The sequence below is a fragment of the Ornithinimicrobium sufpigmenti genome, from assembly GCF_004322775.1.
In the GTDB taxonomy this organism is placed as follows: Bacteria; Actinomycetota; Actinomycetes; order Actinomycetales; family Dermatophilaceae; genus Ornithinicoccus; species Ornithinicoccus sufpigmenti.
In genome coordinates this window covers 164,388-188,981 of sequence record NZ_CP036403.1, presented here as the reverse complement: position 1 = coordinate 188,981, position 24,594 = coordinate 164,388, and the positions used below count along the sequence as shown (strand labels likewise).

24 protein-coding genes are annotated in these 24,594 nt (G+C 73.2%); 9 read left to right on the top strand and 15 right to left on the bottom strand.

Annotated elements, in window-relative coordinates; all coding sequences use genetic code 11:
* Positions 1-72 precede the first annotated feature (72 nt).
* From ESZ52_RS00880 to ESZ52_RS00870, 3 genes are read left to right on the top strand one after another with little or no spacing between them, the layout of a single operon-like run.
* Complete coding sequence (locus ESZ52_RS00880) at positions 73-570, top strand: hotdog fold domain-containing protein (protein WP_131103272.1); 498 nt, start codon at positions 73-75, stop codon at positions 568-570.
* Positions 571-575: 5 nt separating this feature from the next.
* On the top strand, positions 576-1,451 hold the full coding sequence (locus tag ESZ52_RS00875) for a CoA transferase (protein WP_131103271.1): 876 nt from the start codon (positions 576-578) through the stop codon (positions 1,449-1,451).
* Positions 1,448-2,608, top strand: a complete 1,161-nt coding sequence (locus tag ESZ52_RS00870; protein ID WP_131103270.1) for an acyl-CoA dehydrogenase family protein — start codon at positions 1,448-1,450, stop codon at positions 2,606-2,608. The genes ESZ52_RS00875 and ESZ52_RS00870 overlap by 4 nt, the downstream gene beginning before the upstream one ends.
* Before the next feature lie 62 nt (positions 2,609-2,670).
* On the opposite strand, the gene ESZ52_RS00865 is transcribed toward ESZ52_RS00870, so the two are convergent.
* A complete protein-coding gene (locus ESZ52_RS00865) occupies positions 2,671-2,877 on the bottom strand; it encodes a hypothetical protein (RefSeq protein ID WP_131103269.1) in 207 nt (68 codons plus the stop codon).
* A 113-nt stretch (positions 2,878-2,990) separates the two neighbouring features.
* Here ESZ52_RS00865 and ESZ52_RS00860 point away from each other — a divergent pair, with 113 nt between their 5' ends.
* From ESZ52_RS00860 to ESZ52_RS00850, 3 genes are read left to right on the top strand one after another with little or no spacing between them, the layout of a single operon-like run.
* Positions 2,991-3,461, top strand: a complete 471-nt coding sequence (locus tag ESZ52_RS00860; RefSeq protein ID WP_131106343.1) for a pyrimidine dimer DNA glycosylase/endonuclease V — start codon at positions 2,991-2,993, stop codon at positions 3,459-3,461.
* A gap of 37 nt (positions 3,462-3,498) precedes the next feature.
* Positions 3,499-4,035, top strand: coding sequence for a pyridoxamine 5'-phosphate oxidase family protein (locus ESZ52_RS00855; RefSeq protein ID WP_131103268.1), 537 nt, complete (start codon positions 3,499-3,501; stop codon positions 4,033-4,035).
* Positions 4,036-4,069: 34 nt separating this feature from the next.
* Positions 4,070-4,999, top strand: coding sequence for a glucose 1-dehydrogenase (locus ESZ52_RS00850; protein ID WP_131103267.1), 930 nt, complete (start codon positions 4,070-4,072; stop codon positions 4,997-4,999).
* A 40-nt stretch (positions 5,000-5,039) separates the two neighbouring features.
* Here the strand turns inward: ESZ52_RS00850 and ESZ52_RS00845 are convergent, their stop codons facing one another.
* The gene (locus ESZ52_RS00845; RefSeq protein ID WP_131103266.1) at positions 5,040-6,431 is read right to left on the bottom strand and encodes a cryptochrome/photolyase family protein; all 1,392 of its coding nucleotides are present in this window, start codon (positions 6,429-6,431) and stop codon (positions 5,040-5,042) included.
* Positions 6,432-6,726: 295 nt separating this feature from the next.
* Here ESZ52_RS00845 and ESZ52_RS00840 point away from each other — a divergent pair, with 295 nt between their 5' ends.
* Positions 6,727-6,942, top strand: a complete 216-nt coding sequence (locus tag ESZ52_RS00840) for a hypothetical protein (RefSeq protein ID WP_131103265.1) — start codon at positions 6,727-6,729, stop codon at positions 6,940-6,942.
* Between the two features lie 111 nt (positions 6,943-7,053).
* Here the strand turns inward: ESZ52_RS00840 and ESZ52_RS00835 are convergent, their stop codons facing one another.
* Positions 7,054-7,359, bottom strand: a complete 306-nt coding sequence (locus tag ESZ52_RS00835) for a hypothetical protein (protein ID WP_131103264.1) — start codon at positions 7,357-7,359, stop codon at positions 7,054-7,056.
* A 5-nt stretch (positions 7,360-7,364) separates the two neighbouring features.
* On the bottom strand, positions 7,365-7,571 hold the full coding sequence (locus ESZ52_RS00830; protein WP_131103263.1) for a hypervirulence associated TUDOR domain-containing protein: 207 nt from the start codon (positions 7,569-7,571) through the stop codon (positions 7,365-7,367).
* A gap of 140 nt (positions 7,572-7,711) precedes the next feature.
* Here ESZ52_RS00830 and ESZ52_RS00825 point away from each other — a divergent pair, with 140 nt between their 5' ends.
* Entirely contained in the window at positions 7,712-8,998 is a 1,287-nt protein-coding gene (locus tag ESZ52_RS00825; RefSeq protein ID WP_202865391.1) for a serpin family protein, read from the top strand.
* A 37-nt stretch (positions 8,999-9,035) separates the two neighbouring features.
* Here the strand turns inward: ESZ52_RS00825 and ESZ52_RS00820 are convergent, their stop codons facing one another.
* Positions 9,036-9,998: an aldo/keto reductase gene (locus ESZ52_RS00820; protein WP_131103262.1), complete on the bottom strand. Its 963-nt coding sequence runs from the start codon at positions 9,996-9,998 to the stop codon at positions 9,036-9,038.
* A 193-nt stretch (positions 9,999-10,191) separates the two neighbouring features.
* Between ESZ52_RS00820 and ESZ52_RS00815 the strand changes: the two genes are divergently transcribed.
* Complete coding sequence (locus ESZ52_RS00815; protein WP_238154666.1) at positions 10,192-11,064, top strand: formate/nitrite transporter family protein; 873 nt, start codon at positions 10,192-10,194, stop codon at positions 11,062-11,064.
* A 325-nt stretch (positions 11,065-11,389) separates the two neighbouring features.
* Here ESZ52_RS00815 and ESZ52_RS00810 read toward each other — a convergent pair whose 3' ends face one another.
* From ESZ52_RS00810 to ESZ52_RS00765, 10 genes are all read right to left on the bottom strand, one after another.
* Positions 11,390-12,598: an ATP-binding protein gene (locus ESZ52_RS00810; protein ID WP_131103261.1), complete on the bottom strand. Its 1,209-nt coding sequence runs from the start codon at positions 12,596-12,598 to the stop codon at positions 11,390-11,392.
* 192 nt (positions 12,599-12,790) lie between these two features.
* On the bottom strand, positions 12,791-13,072 hold the full coding sequence (locus tag ESZ52_RS00805; RefSeq protein ID WP_131103260.1) for a WXG100 family type VII secretion target: 282 nt from the start codon (positions 13,070-13,072) through the stop codon (positions 12,791-12,793).
* Positions 13,073-13,259: 187 nt separating this feature from the next.
* A complete protein-coding gene (locus ESZ52_RS00800) occupies positions 13,260-17,939 on the bottom strand; it encodes an FtsK/SpoIIIE domain-containing protein (RefSeq protein WP_131103259.1) in 4,680 nt (1,559 codons plus the stop codon).
* Positions 17,940-17,943: 4 nt separating this feature from the next.
* The gene (locus ESZ52_RS00795) at positions 17,944-20,877 is read right to left on the bottom strand and encodes a LysM peptidoglycan-binding domain-containing protein (protein WP_131103258.1); all 2,934 of its coding nucleotides are present in this window, start codon (positions 20,875-20,877) and stop codon (positions 17,944-17,946) included.
* Between the two features lie 29 nt (positions 20,878-20,906).
* Complete coding sequence (locus tag ESZ52_RS00790; protein ID WP_131103257.1) at positions 20,907-21,917, bottom strand: hypothetical protein; 1,011 nt, start codon at positions 21,915-21,917, stop codon at positions 20,907-20,909.
* Positions 21,918-21,933: 16 nt separating this feature from the next.
* A complete protein-coding gene (locus ESZ52_RS00785; protein WP_131103256.1) occupies positions 21,934-22,743 on the bottom strand; it encodes a hypothetical protein in 810 nt (269 codons plus the stop codon).
* Complete coding sequence (locus tag ESZ52_RS00780) at positions 22,715-23,176, bottom strand: Tad domain-containing protein (RefSeq protein ID WP_131103255.1); 462 nt, start codon at positions 23,174-23,176, stop codon at positions 22,715-22,717. Before ESZ52_RS00780 ends, ESZ52_RS00785 begins: the two co-directional genes overlap by 29 nt.
* Positions 23,173-23,655 carry a TadE family protein gene (locus tag ESZ52_RS00775; RefSeq protein ID WP_131103254.1) on the bottom strand — a complete coding sequence of 161 codons (483 nt, stop codon included), beginning with the start codon at positions 23,653-23,655 and terminating at the stop codon, positions 23,173-23,175. Before ESZ52_RS00775 ends, ESZ52_RS00780 begins: the two co-directional genes overlap by 4 nt.
* A gap of 140 nt (positions 23,656-23,795) precedes the next feature.
* The gene (locus ESZ52_RS00770; RefSeq protein WP_181010056.1) at positions 23,796-24,248 is read right to left on the bottom strand and encodes a TadE/TadG family type IV pilus assembly protein; all 453 of its coding nucleotides are present in this window, start codon (positions 24,246-24,248) and stop codon (positions 23,796-23,798) included.
* 13 nt (positions 24,249-24,261) lie between these two features.
* Positions 24,262-24,468, bottom strand: coding sequence for a hypothetical protein (locus ESZ52_RS00765; RefSeq protein WP_131103252.1), 207 nt, complete (start codon positions 24,466-24,468; stop codon positions 24,262-24,264).
* Positions 24,469-24,594: the final 126 nt, after the last annotated feature.

Genomic DNA, 24,594 nt, shown 5'->3' with positions numbered 1-24,594 from the left:
CATTCCGTGGTCCCTGCGGCAGCGCCGGACGTGGCAGACTCTGCGGACACCGCATACCCGGGAGGTCCGACGATGGCCCGCTCTCCGCTGCGGCAGGTATATGCCGCACTCGCCGACAAGCCGCTCGGGCGGCACCTGTTCAGCGCGGCGGTGGCGCTGACCGCGCCGTACTTCCGCACCATCCGTGCCACGGTCGTCAGCCTCGAGCGGGGGCGCGGGGTGGCGACCATGGCCGACCGCTGGGGCGTCCGCAACCACCTCGGGACGGTGCACGCCATCGCGATGTGCAACCTGGCAGAGCTGGTGGCCGGGACGACGATCGAGATGTCGCTGCCCGAGTCGCACCGGTGGATCCCCAAGGGCATGCAGGTGTCCTACCTGGCCAAGGCGCGCGGCCGGCTCACCGCGGTCGCGACGCTCGAGGACCTCACCGGGCTCGGCGACCACGAGGCGCGCGAGGTCCTCGTGGCGGTCGACATCACCGACCCGGAAGGCCAGGGCGTGGTGCGCGCGGACATCACCATGTGGATCACCCCCACCACCCGTGCCCGCGCGACCCAGGACGCCTGAGCCGAATGCAGCCGCTGCACGGTGTCCGCGTCGCCTCCCTCGCCCCGAACCTGCCCGGCCCGCTCGCGGCGGCACGCCTGGCGCAGCTGGGTGCCGAGGTCACGAAGGTCGAGGCGCCCAGCGGGGACCCGCTGGAGCAGTATGCGCCGGGCTGGTATGCCGAGCTGGCGCGCGGCCAGCAGGTGCTCGCCCTCGACCTCAAGGACCAGCGCGACCGCGCGGAGCTGTCCCGGCTGCTGGCCACGGTCGACGTGCTCATCACCGCGATGCGACCCTCGGCACTGGCCCGCCTCGGGCTGGACCGCGACGTGGACGAGCACGGCCTGTTGCACGTGGAGATCGTGGGCCACGACGGAGACCGTGCGGACGAGGCGGGGCACGACCTGACCTACCAGGCCTCCGCCGGGACCCTGCAGCCCCCGCAGCTGCCCCCGGTCCTCGTCGCCGACCTGCTGGGCGGCGAGCGCGCCGTCAGCGCCGCCCTCGCCGGCCTGCGGCAGCGCGACCTGCACGGTGGGCCGGTGCGGCAGCGGGTCGTCCTCGAGGACGTGGCCCGGTCCGCGGCCGACGGTGTCCGGTACGGGTTGACGGCCCCCGGTGGGCCGCTCGGCGGCGCCCTCCCCTCCTATGCCGTCTACCCGACGGCGGACGGTCACGTCGCCGTGGCCGCGCTGGAACCGCACTTCGCCCGGCGGCTCGCCGAGACGGTCGGCGCCAGCCGCGAGGAGCTCGCCGAGCGCTTCGCGACAGAGCCTTCCGAGCACTGGGAGGCGCTCGCCCGCCGGGAGGACCTGCCGATCGCGGCGGTGCGCGGGCGGGCGGCACGGCATACCCCTGCCCGCCGATCTCGCTCGACAGCCCCCGAGGAGGGACCCGCATGATCCTGGACGGATTCCGCTCGCCCTGGATGGACGAGGAGCTCGACGACCTCGCCCGGCTGGCGCGGACCTTCATCGAGCGCGAGCTGCTCCCCCACCAGGAGCGGTTCGCGCGGCAGCAGCAGGTGGACCGGGAGGTCTGGACGGCCGCAGGAGCCGCGGGCCTGCTGTGCCTGAGCATCCCCCAGGAGTACGGCGGCGGGGGCGGCACCTTCGCCCACGAGGCCGTCGTGCTGCGCGAGCAGGCACTCGCCGGCGAGGACGCGTGGGGCAACGCGGTGCACAGCGTGATGGTCGCGCACTACCTGCTGGCGTACGGGACCGAGGAGCAGAAGCGCAGGTGGCTGCCCCGGCTGGCCAGCGGCGACCTCGTGGGCGCGATCGCGATGACCGAGCCCGGCACCGGCTCGGACCTGCAACGCCTCCGCACCCGCGCCGTCCGGGATGGCGACGACCTGGTCGTCAACGGCTCGAAGACCTTCATCTCCAACGGCACCCACTGCGACCTCGTCGTGCTGGCCGCGCGCACCGGCGAGCACGAGGACGGGCGCGGCCTGAGCCTGCTCGTCGTCGAGACGGATGACCTGCCCGGCTTCGCGCGCGGAAGGGTGCTGGAGAAGATCGGCCAGCACGGGCAGGACACCCGCGAGCTGTCCTTCACCGACGTGCGGGTGCCCGTGGAGCACATCCTCGGCGGAGCGGACCAGGAGGGCAGGGGGTTCGCCCAGCTGATGGCGCAGCTGCCTCAGGAGCGGCTGGTCATCGCCGTCGTCTCGGCCGCGGCGGCGGAGGCCGCGGTGCGGCTGGCGACCGCCTACGCCAAGGAGCGTGAGGCGTTCGGCAGCACCCTGATGGCCTTCCAGAACACCAGGTTCGTGCTCGCCGAGTGCGCGGCCGACGCGCTGGCCGCACGGACCCTGGTGGACTCCTGCATCGAGCAGCACCTCCAGGGAACGCTGGACGCCGCCGGCGCCTCGCTGGCCAAGTTCTGGTGCTCGGACGTGCAGGGCCGCGTCGTGGACCGCTGCCTGCAGGTCTTCGGCGGCTACGGCTACATGGCGGAGCTCCCGATCGCGCGGATGTTCACCTCCGCCCGCGTGCAGCGCATCTACGGCGGCACCAACGAGATCATGAAGGAGCTCGTCGCCCGTTCGCTCTGAGGGCACAGCTCACTGTCGGTCCCGCCCGTCACAACGGGCGGATGACCAGGCTCCTACCTCGTCTACCGCCCTGACCGGGCCTTGAGCACGGCCGCCGCGGCCCAGCAGATCCCGGCGAGCACGAGCGCCCCACCACCCACGGCGCTCTGCGGAACGGTGATGTCGCCCATCACCAGGGCGACGCCGGCCAGCACCGCGGCCAGCGCGATGAGCAGCCCCTGCACCAGCTCCCATGAACGTCCTGAACCCTTGACCGTCGGGCTCGACATGGCTCTCCCTCCGTCGTCGTCTCGGCGGCCGGACGGCCGCCCGGGGCAGCCTACGACCCGGTATCCGCCGCCGCCGACTGGCGTACGCGGGAGGAACCGTGTCTGATCGGACGATGCGCCTGTGGAGCCTGCACCCAGCACACCTGGACCGGCCGGGCCTGGTCGCCCTGTGGCGGGAGGCCCTGCTCGCCCAGGCGGTGCTCGCCGGCCGGACCCGCGGATACCGCCACCACCCCCAGCTCGAGCGCTTCCGGGAGTGTCCCTCTCCCCGAGGCGCGCTGGCGGCATACCTGGACGTGGTGCGGCAGGAGGCGACGGTGCGCGGCTACCGCTTCGACCCGGCGCGGCTGGACGACGTGCAGCGGTGGGCCGGGCGGCTCACGGTCGCCACCGGCCAGCTCGAGCTGGAGCGCACCCACCTGCTCGACAAGCTCGCCGTGCGCAGCCCGGCGGACCACGCTGTGCAGCTGAAGCTGGAGCTGCGGGCGCACCCCCTGTTCACCGTGGTGGACGGTCCGGTCGCCACGTGGGAGCGGGCCCCCGGCACGCCGCTCCGACCTGCCGACCCGGCGATCCGCGACTAGCGTCGCGAGAGGACACCATCCCGACGCAGGAGGACCCATGACCGAGCACCAGGACCGCAGCGCGGACGACAGCGTGCGGGTGAGCGATGACCCCGCCGACGTGGAGAAGGTGCACTCGCTCATCTCCGACATGGACGTCGCCATGCTGACCACCGTCGACTCCGGCTCCCCGGACCGGCGGCTCGTGAGCCGCCCCCTGTCCACGCAGGTCGCCGAGGACGACGGCGACGTGCTCTTCCTGGTCCGCAGCAGCAGCTCCGTCGCCGCGGACGTCCGCGCCGACCCGCGGGTGAACGTCGCCTACTCCTCGATGAAGGCGTGGGTGTCGCTGACCGGCACCGCCACGCTGGTCGAGGACCCTGACCTGGTCGAACGGCTGTGGTCCAAGGGCGCCGAGGCCTTCATGGAGGGCGGTCCGGACAACCCGGACAACGTCGTGCTCAAGGTCTCTGGAGACACCGCGCACTACTGGGGCGGGGAGTCGCTGGTCGGCACCGCGGTCAGCACCGTCAGGGCGCTCACCGGTCGGAACAAGAAGGACGAGGGATCCTCCACGGTCGTCGACCTGCCCTGACCGGACGGCATACCCCTAGAGAGAAGGAGACACCATGGCTGCTGAGGACACTCAGGACACCGACACCACCCGGACCGACCAGCTCGTCTTCCAGGATCCCGTCAAGCGCTACCCGGTGATCAGCCCGCCGGAGCAGACTCAGGAGGAGCCGGGGCTGCAGGCGGAGATGACGCCGCAGCCGGACATCGGCGAGTTCTCCTACCGCGGCACCGGCCGCCTGGAGGGCCGCAAGGCGCTCGTGACAGGTGGCGACTCGGGCATCGGCGCCGCGGTGGCCGTCGCGTTCGCGCGTGAGGGCGCCGACGTGGCGGTGCACTACCTGCCCGAGGAGGAGGTGGACGCCGACGAGGTGGTGCGGATCATCACCGAGACGGGTCGCCGGGCGGTCAAGGTGCCGGGCGACCTCATCGACCCCGAGCAGTGCCGGGACGTCGTCCGCCGCGCCGCCGCGGAGCTGGGCGGGCTCGACATCCTGGTGAACAACGCCGGCAAGCAGGTGGCCAACGAGAGCCTGGAGGAGACGCCGGACGAGCAGATCCAGCAGACCTTCCAGATCAACATCGTCGCCATGTTCACCCTGACCCGGGAGGCGCTCAAGCACCTGCAGGCCGGGTCGGCGATCATCAACACCACCTCGATCCAGGCCTACCAGCCCTCCCCGCCGCTGCTGGACTACGCGGCCACGAAGGCGGCGATCAACAACTTCACCAAGGGGCTCGCGCAGGAGCTGGCACCCAAGGGGATCCGGGTCAACGCCGTGGCCCCCGGGCCGATCTGGACACCGATCCAGCCCTCGCACGGCCAGCCGTCGGAGGACCTGCCCGAGTTCGGGCAGAGCGTGCCCCTCGGCCGGGCCGGGCAGCCCACGGAGCTGGCGCCGGCCTACGTCTTCCTGGCCTCGCCGGAGTCCAGCTACGTCCTGGGCGAGACGCTGAACGTCAACGGAGGCTCCCCGACGCCCTGAGCCACCCCTCCGGCCCCAGCGACGAGGCCGTCCGGTGCGCTCACCGGGCGGCCTCGTAGCGTGCCAGCGCCTCCCGCCGCTCCTCGGCGTGGTCGACGATCCGGCGCGGGTAGTCGTGGGCGTAGCCGTCCGCGTGGTCCCACGGCCGGTGGGCGGCCGCACCCGGCAGGTGCCGCAGCTCGGGGATCCAGCGGCGCACGTAGTCCCCGTCGGGGTCGAACTTCTCCCCCTGGGTGACCGGGTTGAAGACCCGGAAGTAGGGCGCGGCGTCGGTCCCCGTGCCGGCCACCCACTGCCAGCCGTGGTTGTTGGACGCCAGGTCGCCGTCGACCAGCCACTCCAGGAACCAGCGCGCACCGACCGGCCACCACACGTGCAGGTCCTTGGTGAGGAAGCTCGCGGTGATCATCCGCACCCGGTTGTGCATCCAGCCGACCGCGAGCAGCTGGCGCATCCCGGCGTCGACCATCGGATAGCCGGTCCGCCCCTGCTGCCACGCGAGGACCGCGTCCTCCGGCTCGTCGTAGCGCAGCCCGGCGAGTGCGGGCCGCAGGTCGCGCCAGGCACTGGCCGGCCGCTCGTGCAGGACGTCCGCGTAGAACTCCCGCCAGGCCAGCTCGGTCACGAACGTCTCCGCTCCCTCCCCCGACTCCTCGGCGAGGTCGGCGAGGAGCGTGCGCGGGTGGAGCGCGCCGATCTTCAGGTAGGCCGAGAGGCGGCTGGTCCCGTCGACCGCCGGGCGGTCCCGCTCCTGCCGGTATGCGGCAAGGTCGTGCTCGCGGAACTCGCGCCACCGCCGTAGCGCGGCCGCCTCGCCGGCGGGCGGGAGCTGCGGCAGGCCGTCGGCGGTGAGCGCCTCGTCGAGCAGTTGCTCCGCCCGGCCGTCGGAGGGCAGGTCGACCAGGTCCAGCCGGTCGGGGCGGGGGGCCGCCGCGGGCCAGCCGTGCTCGCGCCAGGCGCGGGCGAAGGGCGTGAAGACCTTGTAGGGCTCCCCCTGCTGGGTCCGCACCAGCCCGGGGCCGACCGCGTAGGGCGTGCCGGTCTCGACCCAGGCGACGCCGTTCTGACCCTCGACGCTTCGGAGCGCGGCGCGGACGCGCGTGTCCCGACGCACGCCATACCCGGTGGTCTCCCGCGACAGGTGCACGCCCGTGGCTTCGACCTCACGGACCACCTGCGGGACCACCTCGGCGGGATCACCCAGGCGCAGCACCAGCCCGCCGGCGAGATCCTCGTCGAGGGTCCGGAGCGAGGCGGCCAACCAGGCCCGGCGGACCGGGCCGCCGCCCTCCCACAGCGCCGGGTCGAGGACGAAGAGCGGCACGAGCTCACCACCGGGCCCGGCCGCCTCCTGGGCCGCGAGGAGCGCCGGGTGGTCCCCCTGGCGCAGATCGCGTCGGAGCCACAGCACCGAGGGTGGGGAGGTGGGCACGGCACCACCCTAGGTACGGCGGGTCGCGCACACCGCCCGAGACGGTCCGCACTCACGCCCCCGACGGAGGGCAGGGCCTGTGGAAAACCTCCGTGCTGCGACGACACCCGCCGTAGCGTGTCGTCATGAGACGCACGAGCAAGCAGAGCCACCGGGCGCGGGACGGCGACCTGATCGTGGTCGAGGCCTGGCCGTCCTCCATGCCCGCCGCACGGACTCGGTCGACTGGGCGCTCGAGGCCTGCCTGGAGCACTTCGAGACGATCGGACGAGGCGGCGAGACGCATGCTGCCGCCGTGGTGCTCTGCGACGAGCCGGTCACGGACGGGCCCCCGCCACCGGGTTTCCTGGCCACCTTCGAGCGGGCCAGAAGAGCCTCCGTCCGGCACGCCGTGCACCTGGTCGACTGGATCGGCTGCGACGATGACCTCTTCCGGTGCGCACGCAGACGCACCTTCGAGCTGACTGCTGAGCCGGGGTGGTGGGACGTGCCCGACCTGTCCTCGGCCTGACCAAGGGTCGGCCACGCGTGGGCGACCCCAGGGGTCCCCGGGGAGATCTGCTTCCGTCGACCTGCGAGCCCCGGTGTCACCGAGACACTGCTCGCCCCCGGAAGCCCTGGCTCAGTCGGCCTCGCGCTCGGCCCACCGTCGGCCGGGATCGCCTCCCCAGGCGTCCCAGGCCACTCTGCCGGGCGAGGGGAAGCCTGCCGACCCATGGGCGAACCCCTCGGCGTCGCGGTCGACCGCGTGCCGGGCGAAGTAGGCCTTCATCCGGCGCAGGTCGTCGTCGCTCACGTCCTGGCCCTCCGCCAGCTGGTGGGCGCGGTCGCGGCCCGTGTCGGTGAACCCCTGCCCCGCCCGGCCCTCCTCGATCCAGCGCACCGCGCGCTGGGCCGCCTCCTGCACACCCTTGGGCGGTATCGCCATCGCGTTCAGTCCTTCCTGGTGAGCGCCGACCCCTTGTGGGCCGCCTGCTTGAGGCTGGAGGAGGACTCGACGATGAAGGCGGGGTCATCCTGGCTCGCGGTGAACGTCTGGCCCTTGAACTCGAAGTCGGAGGTGCGCCGCTCCACGATCGTGCCCTCGGTCGTGCCCTGCGGCGTGTTCCAGGTCACCTGGTCGCCCTTGCGCAGGCCCATCGCTGTCCGCCCTTCTCCTCGTGCCGTGTGGAGCCGGTTGCCCCACACCGAGTGTGCCAGCGCGGCTCCCAGCCGGCAGGTGGGAGCGGACGGGTCGTCGAAGAACGGAACGGGGCAGGGTGCGGCAGAGTCTGACGTCCATGGGACGGTATGCGGTGACCTCCGCTGGGCGGACGGTCCTGGTGGCTCTGGGTCTGGCCCTGCCGGTGACCGCCTGCGGCGATCATGCCGTCCCGGCACCGGTGCAGCTGGACAGTGCCGAGGCGCGGGACCGTGTCGACCCCGCCGAAGCCGTGGCGCTTGCCGACCTGGTCACCGCCGCCGACTCCCTCGGCCTCACCCTGCTGGACGCGGCTGACGACGTGACGACCGTGACCTCACCGGCGAGCCTGCAGGTGACCCTGTCGATGGCTGCCGAAGGCGCCGACGGGGAGACGCTGGCCGAGCTGGAGGTGTTGATCGGGGCGAGCGGGCAGGAGCGCACCGACGGGATCAACGCCCTCAGCAGCGCGCTGTCTGACCTGGACGGGGACCCCGCGGTCGCCGGTGCGGACGAGCTGCCCGACGACCCGGTGGTGCACCGCGCGAGCCGGCTGCTCCTGGACGACTCGCTGACCGTGCAGCAGGACTTCGTCGACGTCCTGGCCCGCTCCTACGACGCCCCGGCCGAGACCACCGACCTCGGGGGTGACGGCGCCCAGCAGGTCCTGGACGCCTGGGTCGAGGAGCACACCGGCGGGCTGGTCCCGCACTCCGCGATCACCCCGGGTCCTGAGCTGCGGCTCGCCCTGCAGGACGCCGTCGTGCTCGCCGCCCGGTGGGAGCAGCCCTTCCTCGCCGACCTGACCCGGCCGCGCCCGTTCACGACGGCCTCGGGTGAGCAGGTCGAGGTGGACATGATGGCGACCGCGGCGCCCCGGGAGACCCTCTACGCAGAGGTGGAGGGCTGGCAGGCGGTGCGGCTGCCCTACACCGGAGGCCGGTTGGTGGCCGACGTCATCCTCCCGCCGGTGGGCAGCTCAGCAACGACGTTGCCGCCGGAGGTCCTGGAGGAGCTGCTCCTCACCGGGGAGACCCGGCCCGTCCTGCTGCAGATGCCGGTCGTCGACGCCAGGTCCAGCCTGGACCTGGCGCCCTTCCTCGCCGACCGTGCCCCCGCAGCGCTGAAGGGTGGTCTTGGCGGCATCAGTGACGAGCCGCTGTCCGTCAGCCAGCTGGCACAACAGGGTGTGCTGACGCTCGACGAGGAGGGCACGCTGGCCGCCGCCGTCACCGAGATGGGCCTGGCCGGCTCCGCCGAGCCCGATCCCCCGTTCGTCCTCACTGTCGACCGGCCCTACCTCGTCCGCGTCAGCGACGACCTGACCGGTTGGCCCCTCTTCCTGGCGCACATCGCCGACCCGCGGGGCGGCCCGGAGTCACGCTGACCGGCGGGCCGCCCACGTGCACCTCGCGGGGGGATGCTCAGGCGAAGCTGGCGGAGGCCTCGTCGAGTCGTGCCACCTGTTCGTCGGTCAGCTGCAGCGCGGAGGCCGCGAAGAGCTGGTCGAGCTGAGCCAGTGACGTCGCGGCCGCGAGCGGTGCGGTGATCTTGCCGTCCGCCATGGCCCAGGAGAGTGCCACCGAGGCGGGGTCGGTGCCGTGCGCCGAGGCGACCTCGTCCAGCGCGTCCAGCACCCCCAGTCCGGCCGGCGTGAGGTAGCCCTTGACCGCTCCGCCTCGTGCCTTGCCCTCGGTGTCGGCCTCGGTCCGGTACTTGCCGGTGAGGAATCCCCCGGCCAGCACCTGGTAGGGGAAGACGGCCATGCCGTGCCGTCCGGCCGCGGCGGCCAGGTCCTTCTCGTACTCGCGGGCGACGAGCGAGTACCGCGGCTGGAGCGCGACGGGCCTGGCGAAGCCGTTCTCCTCGGCGACGCGGAACCACTCGTCGATGGCCTGCGGGGAGAAGTTGGACAGCGCCACGGCGCGCACCTTGCCCTCGGTCACGAGCTTGTCGAAGGCGGCCGCACTGTCCACGATCGGCGTCTCGTCGTCCTGGTAGTGGGCGTAGTACAGGTCGATGTAGTCCGTCTGCAGGCGACGCAGCGACTCCTCCGCACCGCGGGCGATCGTCTCCGGGGTGAGGCCGAGGAGATCAGGCTTGCCGGAGACCTTGGTCGCGACGACGACCTCGTCGCGGTTGCCGCGCGCGGCGAGCCACTGGCCGATCACCGTCTCGGACTCCCCGCCGGCGTTGCCGGGCACCCAGTAGGAGTACATGTCGGCCGTGTCGAAGAAGGTCCCGCCCCGCTCGACGAAGCCGTCGAGGATGGCGTGGTACTCCTGCGGGGCGGCCGGGTCGTTGAAGGTGTTGGTGCCGAGGCCCAGCGGGTAGATGCCCAGCTCGGAGTTCCCGATACGGACGGTGGTGGTCGACGGTGCAGACATGAAGTCCTTCCTTGGCTTGGGGGGACGGCAGCCCGGACGGGCCCGCCCTCTGAAAGTAAGGAGAAGCGGCCCTCGGTTGTTCCGGTCGTCGGGCTGCCTGCTGGTCGACGCGCTCAGTGTCGCGGTGCGCAGCTCGGTCCCGTGAGGACCAGCCCGTCGCCCTAGCATGAGGCACCCGCACTCAGGAGGAACCATGGGCCAGGAGCCCGCACGGCATACCGACGACATGGTCGCCCAGGACTCGGAAGGGGGCGTCGACCCGACCGCCGACCGGGTCGAGGAGGAGGTCGTCGAGTCGTTCCGGGGAGGGGCGGACAAGGGAGCCGAGCGGCTGCACCGCAGCTGGCGGGTCCTGATCACCACAGGTCTCTTCGGCGGCATGGAGATCGGGCTGGGAGTCCTGGCCTACCTCGCGGTGCTGCACGAGACGGACAGCCACCTCCTGGCGGGACTGGCCTTCGGCATCGGTCTCGTGGCGCTGTACCTGGCGCACAGCGAGCTGTTCACCGAGGGTTTCCTGCTGCCGATCCTGGCGCTGTCCGCCGGCCGAGGAACGCTCCTTCAGCTGCTGCGGCTCTGGATGGTCACGCTCGTGACGAACCTCGCCGGCGGGTGGGTGTTCATGTGGCTCGTCGTGCAGGGCTTCCCCGAGTTCGGGGAGGTCCTGACCGAGACGGCACGGCACTACGTCGATGCGCCGCTGGACCTCAGGTCGGTTGCGCTGTCGCTGCTGGGCGGCATCGTCATCACCGTCCTGACGCGGATGCAGGCGGGGACCGACTCCGACGGGGTGAAGGTGGTCGCCGCGTTCTCCGCCGGCTTCCTGCTGGCCGGGCTGAGCCTGTTCCACTCCGTCCTGGACTCGATCCTCATCTACGGGGCGATCCACGCCGAGGGCATCGTCTCCTATGCCGACTGGCTGGGCTGGTTCTGGTATGTCGTGCCGCTCAACATGCTGGGCGGCCTGGTCTTCGTCACGGCGTTGCGGCTGGTGCGCGCCAGCGAGCTGCCGGACGCACCCGGTCCGGACGCGGGGGTCGAGCCGGACAGGTCGGCGACCGCCTGAGTCCCGTGGTGGACTGTCGGCCGGGATCGCCCTTGAGACACGGCCCACTGCTGGAGCTTGCTGCTGAGACGTGTTCCGCTTGGGCATCCCTGCCATCGGCGTGTCTGCGCCTGTGCCGATGAGGCCTGCGGCGTGTCGCACGCCTGGACCATCAAACCGCTACGAGCACATCGCCACAACCGTCCGCCCGGTCCTCCACCACTCACCCGCGTCTGCCCCATGGAGCGTGGCGCGCACGCTGCTGCGACCTGTGTGCTGTCTCACGTGTCTCAGGCTCGCCAGTCAGGTCTCAGAACCGGTCATCGCTGACCTGCCGTCACGTCGGTCAGGTCTGCGCCCGCAGGTAGCGCCCGAAGTGCGGCACGGTGAACGCGATCCGGCCCCGCTCGCCGGAGTAGATCAGGCCCTTCTTCAGCAGGGCGTCGCGGGCCGGTGAGAGCGACTGGGGCTTGCGCTCCAGGTGGGCGGCGATGTCGGCGGTCGCGACCGACTCGACCTCGTCCAGCTCCTCCCCAGCGGCCTGCTGCGCGGCGGCCAGGTCCGCCATCGCCCGCAGGTACTCCCGCTCACCGGGAGTCGCCCGCTCGTAGCGGGAGCCGAAGAAGCCGACGGCCAGCTCGGCCTCTGCGGCCGGGGAGGCGACCCGGACGTCCTCCACCTGGATCGGTGACTGGGGCGCCTGGTCCCAGACCTCCTTGCCGTAGGCCTGGATGAAGTACGGGTAGCCGCCGGTCGCGGCATACATCGCGTCCAGAGCGTCCTGGGACCAGGAGGCGTCCTCGTCCTCGGCGGGCAGCTGCAGGGCGCGGGCGGCCTCCTGCCGGGAGAGGCGGTCGATCCGGTTGTAGCGGAAGAGCCGCTCGGAGTAGGACTTGCTCGCCGAGAGCACCGCCGGCAGGTGGGGCAGGCCGGCGCCGACCACGATCACCGGCAGTGCGGTCTGCGACAGCTCGTGGCAGGCGGCGCACAGGGCCGAGACGTCGTCCGGCTGCAGGTCCTGCATCTCGTCGATGAAGATCGCGACCCCCTTGCCGACGTCGGCGGCCAACCCGCCGACGTCGGTGAACAGCTCGACGAGGTCGATCTCGATGTCGCCGGAGTCGGCCCGGCCGGTGATGGCGGGGGCGTCGATGCCGGGGTTCCACCGGTCGCGCAGCTTGGCCCCCGGCTGGTCCTTCTGCGCGAACGCCTTGATCACCCCCAGCACGTGGTCGACCTCCTGCCCCTGCGGGTGCCCGAGCTCGCGCACCGCCACGTGCAGCGCGGCCGCCATCGGCCGGCGCATGCCCTGCTCGGGGCGCGCCTCGTACTTCCCGGTCCCCCACCGCGAGCGCACGGCCGCGGACCGCAGGGCGTTGAGCAGCACCGTCTTGCCGACCCCCCGCAGCCCGGTCAGCACCATGGAGCGTTCCGGCCGCCCGCGGCGGATCCGCTCCAGGACGACCCGGAAGCGGTCCAGCTGCTCGTCGCGACCGGCGAGCTCGGGTGGGCGCTGGCCGGCGCCGGGGGCATAAGGGTTCCTGATCGGGTCCACGATGGGACTGTATGGAGTTCTCTAGGAATTTCGATACAGACACGCAGAGAAGTCGATCATCACCGCGATCCGGTGCCCGACGCCACCGAGGTGCGTCGACCTGGCAGCTCACCACCCTCGACCGCGCTACGGCATGCGAAAGGCCGGGCCGCGCCAGTGCGCGACCCGGCCTTCCGGTCGGGAGAGGTCCGCTCAGATGCGGGCGCCCTCACCGGTGGCCTCGGCCAGGTTGTTGTGCTGGATGCGCACGTCCTCCTTGGCCTCGGTCAGGGCGTCGACCAGACGCGGGGTCAGGGTCGGCTTGAACTCCTCCCAGGCGCCACGGAACTTCTCCGAGTTCGCACCGGTCCAGACGGCGTCCCGCAGGGCGCCGTCGATGTCACCGGCCACGCGCTGGATGTCCTCCGCAGAGTTCTGCAAGGTCCGGAAGAGGCGATCGAGTGTCCCGAGCTCGCCACCAACTGCACCACCCATGGTTGTCTCCTTTGTCCGAGGGTTTGATCGGTCCAGACCGCACCCCCCAACATTCCCCTCGGCGGGGCGATCCACGGCTCACCGTATGCAGGGTTCGGGGGTGCTGTCTACCGTTGGTGAGGCATGATGGAGACAACGGAGGTGATTGGCACGATCCTGCCGTGGCAGGGTTCCCGAGGCGGTCCGCTCACCCCGCCCAGATCACCTGCACGCGCTCGGCCTGACCCCCGGTGACCAGGTATCCCCCGCCCGGCGGGACGGCCTGGCCGTAGGCCGACCGGTTGAGCCGGGCGCCGAACAGGTCGGCGTCGGAGCTGCTCTGCGGGCTGAGCAGGACGCCGCTGCCTGACTTCTTCAGGGTGGCCGCCGGGCCCCGGTAGTGGGACTGAAGGTCACCCGGCGAGCCCGCACCGACGAGCAGCTTGGGCGCGTCCCGCATCGTCTCGAGGGTCTTGACGAGGGCGTCGGCCAGCCACCCGTCGGCACCGACCAGCTCCAGGTCGTCGACCGCGACGAGCAGCGGTCCGTCCGCGGCCGCCAGCTCGGCCAGCCGGGCGGTGACCTCGCCCTGGTCGCTGGTCAGGTCCCACGGGCCGTGCACCCCGGGCCGTCCCGCCAGCGCGCGCAGCGGGCTGGTCCGGGGGGTGACCACGGCGACCGGCCAGTCCCGGGCCAGGGCGGCGTGGACCAGCTGCAGCAGGGTCGAGGAACGGCCGGTGCGGCGGGAGCCGGTGACGAGCAGGCCCGGCCCGTGGTCGATGGCGTCGAGGTAGCGGATGCCGAGAGTGTCGCCACCGACCGCGACCGGCAGGGAGGTCTCCGGCACGGCGAGCCCCTGCTCGCTCTCCTCGGCCGCCATCCGCTCCGCCTGCTCGGCGTCGAAGCGGACCGGCAGCACGTCGACGTGGAAGGGCCGGCGGGACCGGGGCAGCTCGGCATACCGGGCGGTGGACCGCCGGGCCAGCTCCTGCAGGGCCCGCACCTGCGCGGTGCCCGAGGGGTCGGCGTCGAGCAGCGCCACCTGGGTCTCGCGCAGTCCCTCGGCGCGGAAGCCCCGGCCCTCGGGCATCGAGTCCGGCACCTGCTTGCTGCTCATCCCGATCGAGGCGAAGTCGGACCGGTCCGTCATCCGCAGCATGATCTTGTCGTCCAGCAGCGTGGACATCCGGCCCAGCGAGAGGGACCGGTCGCCGGTCATCACCACCCGTACGCCGACCGCGCCGCCCTCCTGCAGGATCTGCTGGAAGGCGGTCACCAGGCGGCCGCCGTCGAGGGCGTCGTAGGCCTGGTAGAAGCCCTCCCACCGGTCGAAGAGGATCAGCACGTAGGGCAGCCGGCGGTCCGGGTCGACCGCGGCGCGCTGCTCGGTGATGTCGGCGAAGCCGGCCTCGGCGAGGTGCTGCTGACGCTGGCTGATCACGCCGCGCAGCCGGCTCACGAGGCGGTCCATCCGGTCGGTCTGGTCGCGGCTGACGACCGCACCGACGTGCGGCAGCGCCACCAGCGGCAGCAGCGCGTTGTTGCCGCAGTCCACGCCGTAGACGTGCACGTCGGCCGGGGAGACGTCCCGCGCGACCGCTCCGGCGATCGCCCGCAGCAGGGTGGACCGGCCGGTCCGGGCCGCGCCGACGACCGCCAGGTGACCCCCGGCGCGCAGGTCGTAGGTCGCCACGTCATGGCGCTGCTGCGCCGGCAGGTCGACCAGACCCAGCGGCAGGACCAGCCGGTCCTGGGCCGGGGTGCCGTGCGGGAACTGCTCCAGCACCTGGTCGAGGGTGACGACCTCCTCCAGCGCGGGCAGCCACGGGCTGGGCGGGGTCTGGATGCCGGAGGACGCGCTGGCCTCCTGGCAGGCCGCCACGACCGTCGCCAGGTCGCTGGGGATGCTGGCGTCCTCCTCCCCGGCGGCGGAGCGCGGTGGTGCTACCCCCAGCTCGCGGAACGGCATACCCCGCAGCTCCACGTCCGCCGTCCGGCCCTGGCCGCGGGGGCGGCCACCCACCCGGGAGGACTGGAAGGGGATCAGGCTGCTGTGCCCGAGCCGGGCATAGGCGCGGCCGGGGGTGGACTTGGCGATGTGCGCGGCGTCGGGGGCCTCGATGACGTCCTGGGAGTCGTTGGTGTCAGTGACCCGCAGGGCGATCCGCAGGTTGGTGTTGGACTTGATCTCCGCGCTGACCACCCCGGCCGGGCGCTGGGTCGCCAGGATGAGGTGGACCCCGAGCGAGCGACCCCGCCGGGCGATGTCCACCAGCCCGGTGACGAAGTCGGGCAGCTCGGCAACCAGCGCGGCGAACTCGTCGATGACGATGAGCAGCCGCGGCATCGGTGGGTCGTCCGGTCCCCGGGTGGCCAGGTAGTCCTCGATGTCCTTGGCGTCCGCGTCGGCCAGCTGGTGCTCGCGGCGGCGCAGCTCGGCCCCGAGCGACTCCAGCGCCCGCCCGGTCAGGTGGCCGTCGAGGTCGGTGACCATGCCCACGGTATGCGGCAGCCGGTTGCAGTCCTTGAACGCCGCCCCGCCCTTGTAGTCGACGAGCACGAAGGTCATCTCGTCCGGCCGGTTGTGCACCGCCAGGGAGGCGATGACGGTCTGCAGCAGCTCGGACTTGCCCGAGCCCGTGGTGCCGGCCACCAGCCCGTGCGGGCCGTCCTTGACGAGGTCGATGCTGAAGCTGCCCTCGACGCCCTCGCCGACGACCGCCTCGGTGGTGCGCCCGACCTGCTGCCAGCGCTGCTCGACCGCCGCCCCGGTGGGCGGGTCCAGGCGCAGCACGTCCAGCAGCCGGCTCGAGGAGGGGATGCTGGCGGCCGCCTCTGCGGCCGAGACGTCGCGGACGGGGGCGACGGCGCGGGCGACCCGCTCGGCCCAGGCCGGGGTGACCAGGTCGGGCCGGACGGCCTCGACGACCGTGCGCTGGGTGAACCGGACGCTCATCAGCGGCTCGTCGGCCTGCACCACGGCGCGGCACTCCTCCGGCAGCAGCCGCACGTCGTCGTCGAGGCACAAGAAGGTCATGCCGACCGAGGGTCCCTGCTGCAGCAGCGCCACCATGCCGGGCAGCAGCCGCAACCTCCGGGACCCGTCCAGGACCACCATCATCGGGGGGAAGCTGGGGCGGTTGGCCGAGCTCAGCCCGCCGGACCCGCCGGCCTCCGCGAGCCGTGCCTCCAGGACGGCGACGAGCTCGCCGATCCGCCTCGCGGTCGTCTGGTCGTCCACCCCGACCTGAGCCAGCTCCAGGTCGCCGTCGTCGGAGCGCAGGTGCGGCAGCCAGCGCGCCCAGTGCCAGTCCTCCTCGCCGTCCTCGGTGGTCAGCAGCGTCATGTCGAGGTCGACGGGCGAGTGCAGGACGGCGAGCTGGGCGAGCACCCACCGGGCGACCGCACGACGCGCCGGCCCGGCGACACCGGTGACCCCCGACTCGTGCAGCCGCACGGTGACCGGCACGTCGGGAGCCGTCCACACCAGGTCACCCTCGTGCTCCTCGCGGCTGCTCACCTTGATCTGCACGCTGGAGAGCTGGTCGGCCGTCCCGAACCGGGCGACCAGCCAGTCGGGGTCGGTGCGCCGGCGCTCCCACAGCCGGGCGCGGGGGCCGATGGCGGTCATCAGGACCTCCCCGGGGTCGGCGAAGTCGCGGCGTCGCGCGGTGCGCTCGTCGGTGAGCCCCTCCAGCGCCGCCTGCTGCACCTTGCGGGTACGGCGGGTGAACTCGGCGAAGTCGGCCTTGTAGCGTTTGCGGTCACCGGTGCGGCCCATGATCCAGTTGCTCAGCGCCATCAGCGGGGTGAGCACGATGAAGATGAGCGCGGCGGGGCGCTGGTAGATCATGTACAGCGCGACACCGGCCACCGCGGGCAGCAGCATCATCGGCCACGGGATCATCTGGGAGACCGAGCGCTTGGGCTCCGTGGGCAGGGTGAACTCGGTCTCCCGCGGCGCCGGCAGCAGCCGCGGCGGCCGGTTGTAGTCCAGCGTCGCCCCCTGCGGGCTCGGCGACAGCGAGGCGTCCGGAGCGGTGGGGATGGTCAGCTCCAGCAGGCAGGGTCCGACCGCCAACGACTGGCCGGGCTCCCAGGTCTGCCCGTCGGTGACCTCCTCCCGCTCCAGGTGCAGCATCGGCACCGGGTCCTCCGGGCTGAGCACCCGGGTGCCCGGCGGCAGCTCGGCATAGGTGCTCTCCCCCGCCTTGCGCTGCCTGATCTCCCCGTCCACGTCGAGGACGATCGGTCCGGCGAGCGGGCGGCTACGCTGCACCGGCTCCTGCAGGGTGCCCACCAGGTCCGGCTCGGGCACCAGCTCCACCGACCCGTCCCACTGCACCCGCACGGTCAGGCACAGGTCGGGTATGCCGTGCCCCTCCGGCAGGGTGATCGCCGCCTGCGGGTCGGCACCGACCGGGTGGTCGCCGACCTCGAGCCGGGTGACCAGCCCGGCACCCGGGCCCGAGGCGATCCGCACCTCGACCAGCCCGGACGGCTCGGCGAGCACGTCGGACACGGGCGCGTCCAGGCCGACGATGCTCCCGTGCCGGACCGGGCTTTGGGCCAGGGGCTGGCCCGGGTCCAGCCGCTGCCGGCCCAGGTAGAGCTCGGGGGCGGAGGTGTCGACGGTGCCGTGGACCGGCGCCACCGGTCCGGCCTCACCGCCGTGCCCCTCACCGGCGGAGCCGGCCGCGACCAGCCGGAGGTGACCGCCGCGACCGTGCCGGCTCTCGGCCAGGGGCGTCTGGAGGCGCCGGGCCAGCGCCAGCGCCAGGTCACCGACAGTGGCGTCGGCCTCGGTGTCGACGACCAGGTCGTGGGGGGCCGCCGGTGCCCGTTGTCCCTGGACGGGGCTGGCGACCGCCGTGATCAGCAGCCGCACCCGGTCATCCCGACTCGCGGGTGGTCGGCGCCAGGTGGCCCACCAGGGCGGCGGTCTCCGGCTCCAGCCCGTCGCCGGCCAGCACCGTGGTCATCTCCTGCGCCACCCGGGAGGCGGTGTCGGGGTCGTGGCCACCCAGCAGGCGGAGCAGGTCGCGCCACAGCGCCTGCGAGCGGGGGACGAGGGTCAGCCCGCAACGCAGGGTGCGCTCGGCACCGCTGTCGTCGCCGGCGGCAGCCTGCGCCGCCGCGGCCCGCCGGGTGACGGCCGTCGCGACCACGCGCCCGTCCCGGGCCGCGGCGTGGAAGGCCAGCCAGCGGTAGCGGTCGGCCGGGGTGGCGGAGAACATCTCGCCGCGGGCCTGCGCGAGCACCCCGCTGAGCCGTTGCGGGTCGTCGGCGTGCTGCTGGGCAACCGAGGCGAGCTCCAGCCAGTCCACGTGGACCGCCGGGGACAGGCGCCAGCGACCCTCGTCGTCCCGCCCGAGCAGCGGCGTGCCCTGGGGGTCGGTGCCGAGCCAGCGGACGGCCGCGGCGAGCGTGGCCTCGACCACGTCGTCCTCGACCCCCCGTGGCCACAGGGAGACCCTCAGCACCGACTCGTGCACGCCGTGGGGGTGCAGCGCGACCAGGCAGACGAGCTCGGTGAGCAGCGCCTCCCGGCCCGGGTCGACCTGGTGCGGAGCCTGCACCTGGACCGGGCCGAGCAGGCGGACGTGCGCCAGCGCCCTGGACCGGTCGTGCATCGAGCCCGCACTCCGGACGTGCCGGACGCCCTGCTCGGGCAGGGTCGCCACGGCCTCCTGCGGACCCATCGCGGCGACGGTCGCGGTGGCCTGCGTGGCGGCCTCGCCCGCGTCGCGCAGCCAGTGCGCCACCGAGGACAGGTTCTCGTGGCGCAGCCGACGGGCGTTGCCGCTGAGGCCGAGGGCGCCGAGGTCGAGCAGCCCGCCGCCGTCGACGGTGAACCGCCAGCGCGCGGCCAGGGTCTGGCCGACGCACAGCGCGGCCAGGCTGTTGCGGCCCTGGGTGAGCAGCTGGGTCAGGCGCTGCGCCTCCTCGGCACCGGGCTGACCGGACAGCACGACCACGTGGGGCGGCAGGTCCGCGCCGGCGCCGGCGAGGCGCCCGGCGAGCACGCCGTCCACGCCCAGCCGCCGGGTGAGCTCCTCGCGCTCCGCGACCCCGGCCTGGAGCCGGTCGAGCACGTCCTCGAGCGAGGTCGCGACGTGGACCCGGCCGGGTGCCAGGTCGGCGAGGGCGTCGGCCCCCGCGAAGCCGACGAGGGTGACCTGGACCCCGTCGGACCAGGGGTGGGTCAGCAGGTCGACGACGGAGGCGAAGGCGACCTCGCGAGCCACGCCGACGTCACCGCCGATGCTGACCAGCCCGGGCGCAGCCTCCAGGTCGACGAGCAGGTCGAAGCCGTGGGAGACGGCGATGTTGACCAGGGCCGGCCAGGGCGCCGACGCCGTGGGCTGCAGGCCGGCCAGGTCGTCCCGACGGACCGACCAGACGCGGCCGTCCTCGACCTCCCGCCAGGGGGCAGGCGGTGCGGGGTGACCGGAGCCGGCGAGGTGCACCAGGACCTGCTCGTCGTTGACGTAGACCGCGGTCGGGTCCGGCAGCGGCAGCTGCTGGTGGGCGCGGCCCTCGGTCAGCGCCCGCAGGGCGAGGTCGAGCAGCTGTGCGCGGCCGGGGGTCCCGGCCAGGAGCAGGGACTCCTCCTGCGCCGAGGGGTCGCCGTAGGGCCCACGGCGCGTGGAGAGGGCCAGCGCCAGACCCGCCAGGATCATGCCGCCGCCCAGGGTGAGGTCGCCGAGGTCGACGCGGCTGCGGGCGGGCTGGGTGACCTGCGCGCTCGGCATACCTGCATCGTCGTGCCCGCTGCCGGCGGCTGCCTCGCCCGCGCCGTCCAGCGCCGTGCCGGCCGCGTCAGCCAGGCCGGCGCTGCCCAGGTCGAGCCCGGTCTCGCCGGCGTCCGTGCCCGCCTCCACCACCGCGGCGGTGTCGGCCTCGAGCGGCGTGCTGGTGAAGGGCAGGTGGGCGCGCACCGCGGTGATCGCCGGGCCCGAGGCGTCGGCTGGCATGACCAGCTGCCACCCGGGCTGGATGAGGTCGGCGTCGACCAGGCGGCGCCCGTCGGGCTGGACGCGCTCCTTGTTGAGCTCGTAGATCTCCTTGTAGCGGAACGGGTCGCCGAGCGTCCGCTCCGAGATGTCCCAGAGGGTGTCGTAGTTGCGGCCCTCGGGCGGCTTGACCTCGTAGAACTTGGTCACCTGGGCCTCCGCGCGCGGACCGGCGGCCAGGTCGACCGCGTCCTGCGCCACCTGGCCGGTCGCCTCACCCGCCCGCTGCACCGCCGACCGCACTCCCTCGGCCCCCTGCAGGTTCGTCAGCGCGCCCGAGGCGCCTGCGGCGCTTACGCCGGCGTCGGTGGTCACGACGGCCGTCGGCTCCTGCTGGCCGGGCAGGGTGCCGGTGGCCGTCGCGGTGCCGGCGAGCAGCAGCACACCGGCCACCAGACGGCGGGCCAGCAGCTGCGAGCCACCGCCGGCCGGCACCAGGTGGGGCAGTCGACCGGCCCGGGCGGCCCGCCACTCCGCGACCAGGCAGACGACGAAGTGCGCCCAGACCAGCCAGACCAGGACGGCGACGATGCTGATGAGCGCGTCGGAGGTGACCGGTGCGGTGAGCCAGCTCGTGCTGGGGGCCGAGGTCGGCAGCGGGTTGCCGACGAGGAGGACGAGCGCGGCGGGCACACCGACCACGAGCAGCAGGATGCCGAGCAGGGACAGGACCCCTGCGCCGACCGAACGCTCCTGGCGTGGCGGGCGGGGCAGGTGGTCGGCGGCCGTCCGGGGACGGTATGCGCTGCCCGTGCCGCCCTTGTCGGTCCCTGCGCCACGGTCCGGGCGTCGAGGTGTGGTGGTGCTCATGGGCTCTCCCCGCTGTTGCCTCGGCCGGCTCAAGGCCGCACCAGCGCCTGGACCTCGTTGACCGGGATCTGCGCCGTACCTGACTTGGTGAACTCGTGGAACTGCTCCCAGCGGCCGTTGATCCGGGCGTCGACCTGCCACTTGACGTGGATCTCGGCCTCGAAGAAGTCGCCCGGCTGGTTCAGGCTCGACTGCTCGTAGGCGTACCAGCACGCGTCGGGCAGGCTCTGCGGGGTGTCGTCGGCGTCGGCCTGCGTGCCGGAGCCGGGACAGGTGATGGACTCGCCCTCCCGGCCCTCGGGGTAGACGAGCATCTCGGTGATCTGGGCCCGCATCTCCACGCCCGGAGCGGCGAGACTGACCCGCATCTCGTCGTCGCCGAAGTTGTAGAAGGCGATGTCGTCGTTGACGAACGGCAGGGGGTTGGGCGAGGCCATGAGCACGGGGAGGGGCACATTGCCCCGGTTGACGAAACGGTCCATGAACCGCTGCTGGTTCTCGGTGAGGAAGACCAGGTCGGGGTCACCGTGCTCGAAGGGCCAGATCCCGACCGCCAGGTGGATGCCCTCGGGCTCGATCTCGAGCGTCTCGGGGTCGATCCCCTGCAGGCAGCGGTGCCAGTACCAGGCGGCGTCCTCGCTGTTGATGAGGTTGGCCGCCTCCAGCTCCTCCTCGTTCAGCGGCTCGTCCCAGCACTCGGGGAGCGGGTCGCCTCCGAGGATCTCCTCGATGGTGACCCCGCTGAAGGCGTTCGCACGCACGCAGACACCGCCGATGGAGCTGGGCGAGGCGATGAGCGAGCAGGCGCCGTCACCGGTCTGGTAGGTCTTGATGCGGACCTTCTTGCCGTTGTTCCAGCTGCCGCCGCCGTCACCGGGCTTGACCGGGGGCTCCCCGAGCGCGACCGCTGGTGCGGCGAGCAGGCTGAGACCGAGCCCGGCTGCGGCCAGACCCGCCAGCCCTCGGCGCAGGGCGCGGGCTCTCGGCGTGGGGGTCACGGCACTTGTCGTGGCGGTGTCGGTGTCGGTGGCGGCTGTCATGGCGGTCCTCCCCAGGTCACCAGAGGCGGGCTGGCACATCGGTCGTCGAGCAGTCGTATGCCCCGGCCCACATCGCCTGGACCAGCCATGCGTCCGGCTCCGCCGGGTCCTCGACGAGAGCGTACTCGATGGAGGTGACGGTGGCATCGGTGAAGCCTTCGTCGCCCAGCGCGAAGCCGGCGGAGATGATGCAGCCCTGGACGCTGGCGGTGCCGTCCTCGTCACCGGGACCCACGTCGAGGGGCGTGAAGGGCAGCGGACCGGGGTAGTCCTTGCCGAACTCCTCCCCGAGGTAGTCCATGAGCGCCTCGTAGCTCTCCGGGTCGAGGGTGGCCAGCCACTCCGCGCGCCGGGGGTCGTCGTCCGTGACCGCGCGCGCGAACTCCGCGTTGAAGCGGAGCACGGCCTGCAGCCGGGGGTCGTCGGAGAACGCCTCGGAGACGTCGCCCGGCGCCTGCCCCGGCTCGGCGGTGAAGGTGGCCCAGACCTCGGGCTCCTCGTCCTCCGGGCTGTCGGTCACCACCTCGCCCGTCCCTGCCTGGCCCGTCCCTGCCTGGCCCGTCTCTGCCTGGCCCGTGGCGGTCGTCGGCCGTGCTGACGCGTCGACGTCGGTGGGCTGGCTCGGCGTGGGCGTCGGGGAGGGGTTCGTCGTGCTGCCGGCGAGCGCGCCGGGGGTGACCGCTGCGGTGGCGTCGGTGCCGCCGTCGTCCCCGGCGCAGGCGCCGAGGGCCAGGACCAGGGGGAGGACGAGGGGCAGCACGGACAGACCGGCGGGGCGCGCCGCTCGGCTGGGCCGGCTACGGCTCCGGCGTGGGCTCAGGGACATCGAGCACTCCTTCGACAGGCTGGGCCCGGCCCTCGCCGGACGCGGACAAGGACCGGACGCCCACCATCCCCAGCAAGGTGGTGGGGATCTGGGTCTGCACCCGGACGACCACGACCAGGGGCCGGGGCGGGCCGTCCGGGGCCGGGTCGAGCCGGACCAGCTCGCAGGCGGTCACGTGCTGCTGCCCGAGGACCGTGGAGCAGTACTCCGCGACGAGGTCGCCGACCTCGGCGGGATCCAGCCTCAGCGGCACCTCGGGCTGGATCGCCTGCGCCCCGGCGCGGGCCGCCTCCTCGGCGTAGGCGACGGCCTGGCCGCGGGCGTTGAGCTGTCGCGAGGCGTCGATCACCAGCCCGGCCAGCATGAGCATCACCAGCGCCATGATCGGCACGACGGGCAGGATCGAGCCCCGCTCACTCCCTGCCACCCTCATGGAGCGATCCCCCGCCGCTGGTCGATGACCGAGGAGAAGGTCGCGGTCGGGGTCATCGTGCCCGGCGCCCCGGGCAGCCCGATGTCGGACAGGCTGTAGCTGCAGCTCGCCCGCACGGTCAACGTGCTGCCCGGCTCGAAGCTGCCGGTCAGCAGGACGGCCGCGCTCTCCCCGCAGCCGGCGACCGCGGCAGTGTTCTCCTGCACCACGGCGAGCGCGTTGGCGCGGGCCTCCTCGGCCGAGCGGGACTGGGTCGCCACCCGTGCCGCGTCGCGAGCACCGGCCTCGAGGTGGCCGTTCGCCCAGGCCACGCGGCCGTAGGTCCACGCCAGGGCCAGGAGCAGGAGCACGATCGGCGCGGCGAAGGCCATCTCCAGCGCGATCGAACCCCGCTCGCCGCCCCGCCCTGGCCTTCCTGGGCCCCAGGCACGCCCAGCACGCCGGGGACGCCGGTGCCGGCCGGTGGGGCGGGTGGCCATACGGGCTCCTCTCGGTGCGGTGACGGTGGTCGGCTGGGTGGTCGGCTGGGCGGACGGACCGGTGGGTGGACGTGTCGTGGACGTGTCGTCGGGGGTCGTGCACGGGTATGCCGTCCGCGTCCGACGGGGGTGGGACGGCGCTAGGGACCGGCTGGCTCCAGGAACCGTTCGACGGTGCCGGAGGCCTCGGCGCTGGCGGTGAGGTCGAGGCCGGGCACCAGGGTGATGACCCGGCCCGTGACGGTCACGCTGACCCGGGCGCTCCCGTCGCCCTCCTCCAGGTAGCTGCTGTCGGCCGTCGGGTCCACCAGCCCGGCGCCGCCCACGTTGGCCGCGAAGCGTTCGGTGCGCTCCAGGGCCGGGCCCCGGAGCAGGGCATACGTCTCCTGGTCCTCCGCGAGCCGTAGCTGGGAGACGCCCTCGCGGGCCGCCTGGGTCGCGGCGGCCCGCCCGTAGAAGAAGAAGGCCGCCTGCAGGCTGAAGAAGATGAGGGCCAGCAGGGCCGGCGCGACGATGGCCAGCTCGAGGGCGGCGCTGCCCCGCTCCCGGGCGTTCCGCGGCCGTGGGCCCGCGAGGCGCCGACGACCCGTCACCGGGCCGGGCACGTCAGCAGGTGCCGCCGGGGCCGACCGTCCCGCACTGCTGCACCTGTGCGGCCCGGGTCTCGATGACGTTGTAGACGGCGGCGCCGATCAGGGCTGCCGCGACGACGACGACGGCGGCGATGAGCGCCCACTCCAGGGCCGAGGCCCCTCGGTCCTTGCGGGCCAGCAGGTCGCGGCGCACCCGGTGCAGGTAGGTGACAGGCTTCATCCTCGTGCTCTCCTCGTCATGACGGGCGTGTGCTCATGGTGTGCGCGATGGGCCCCTGGTGGCCCTTGACGTTCGTGGTGCGCCAGGTGGGGAGGCGATGGTCCGGAAACCCCGCCCCTGACCCCC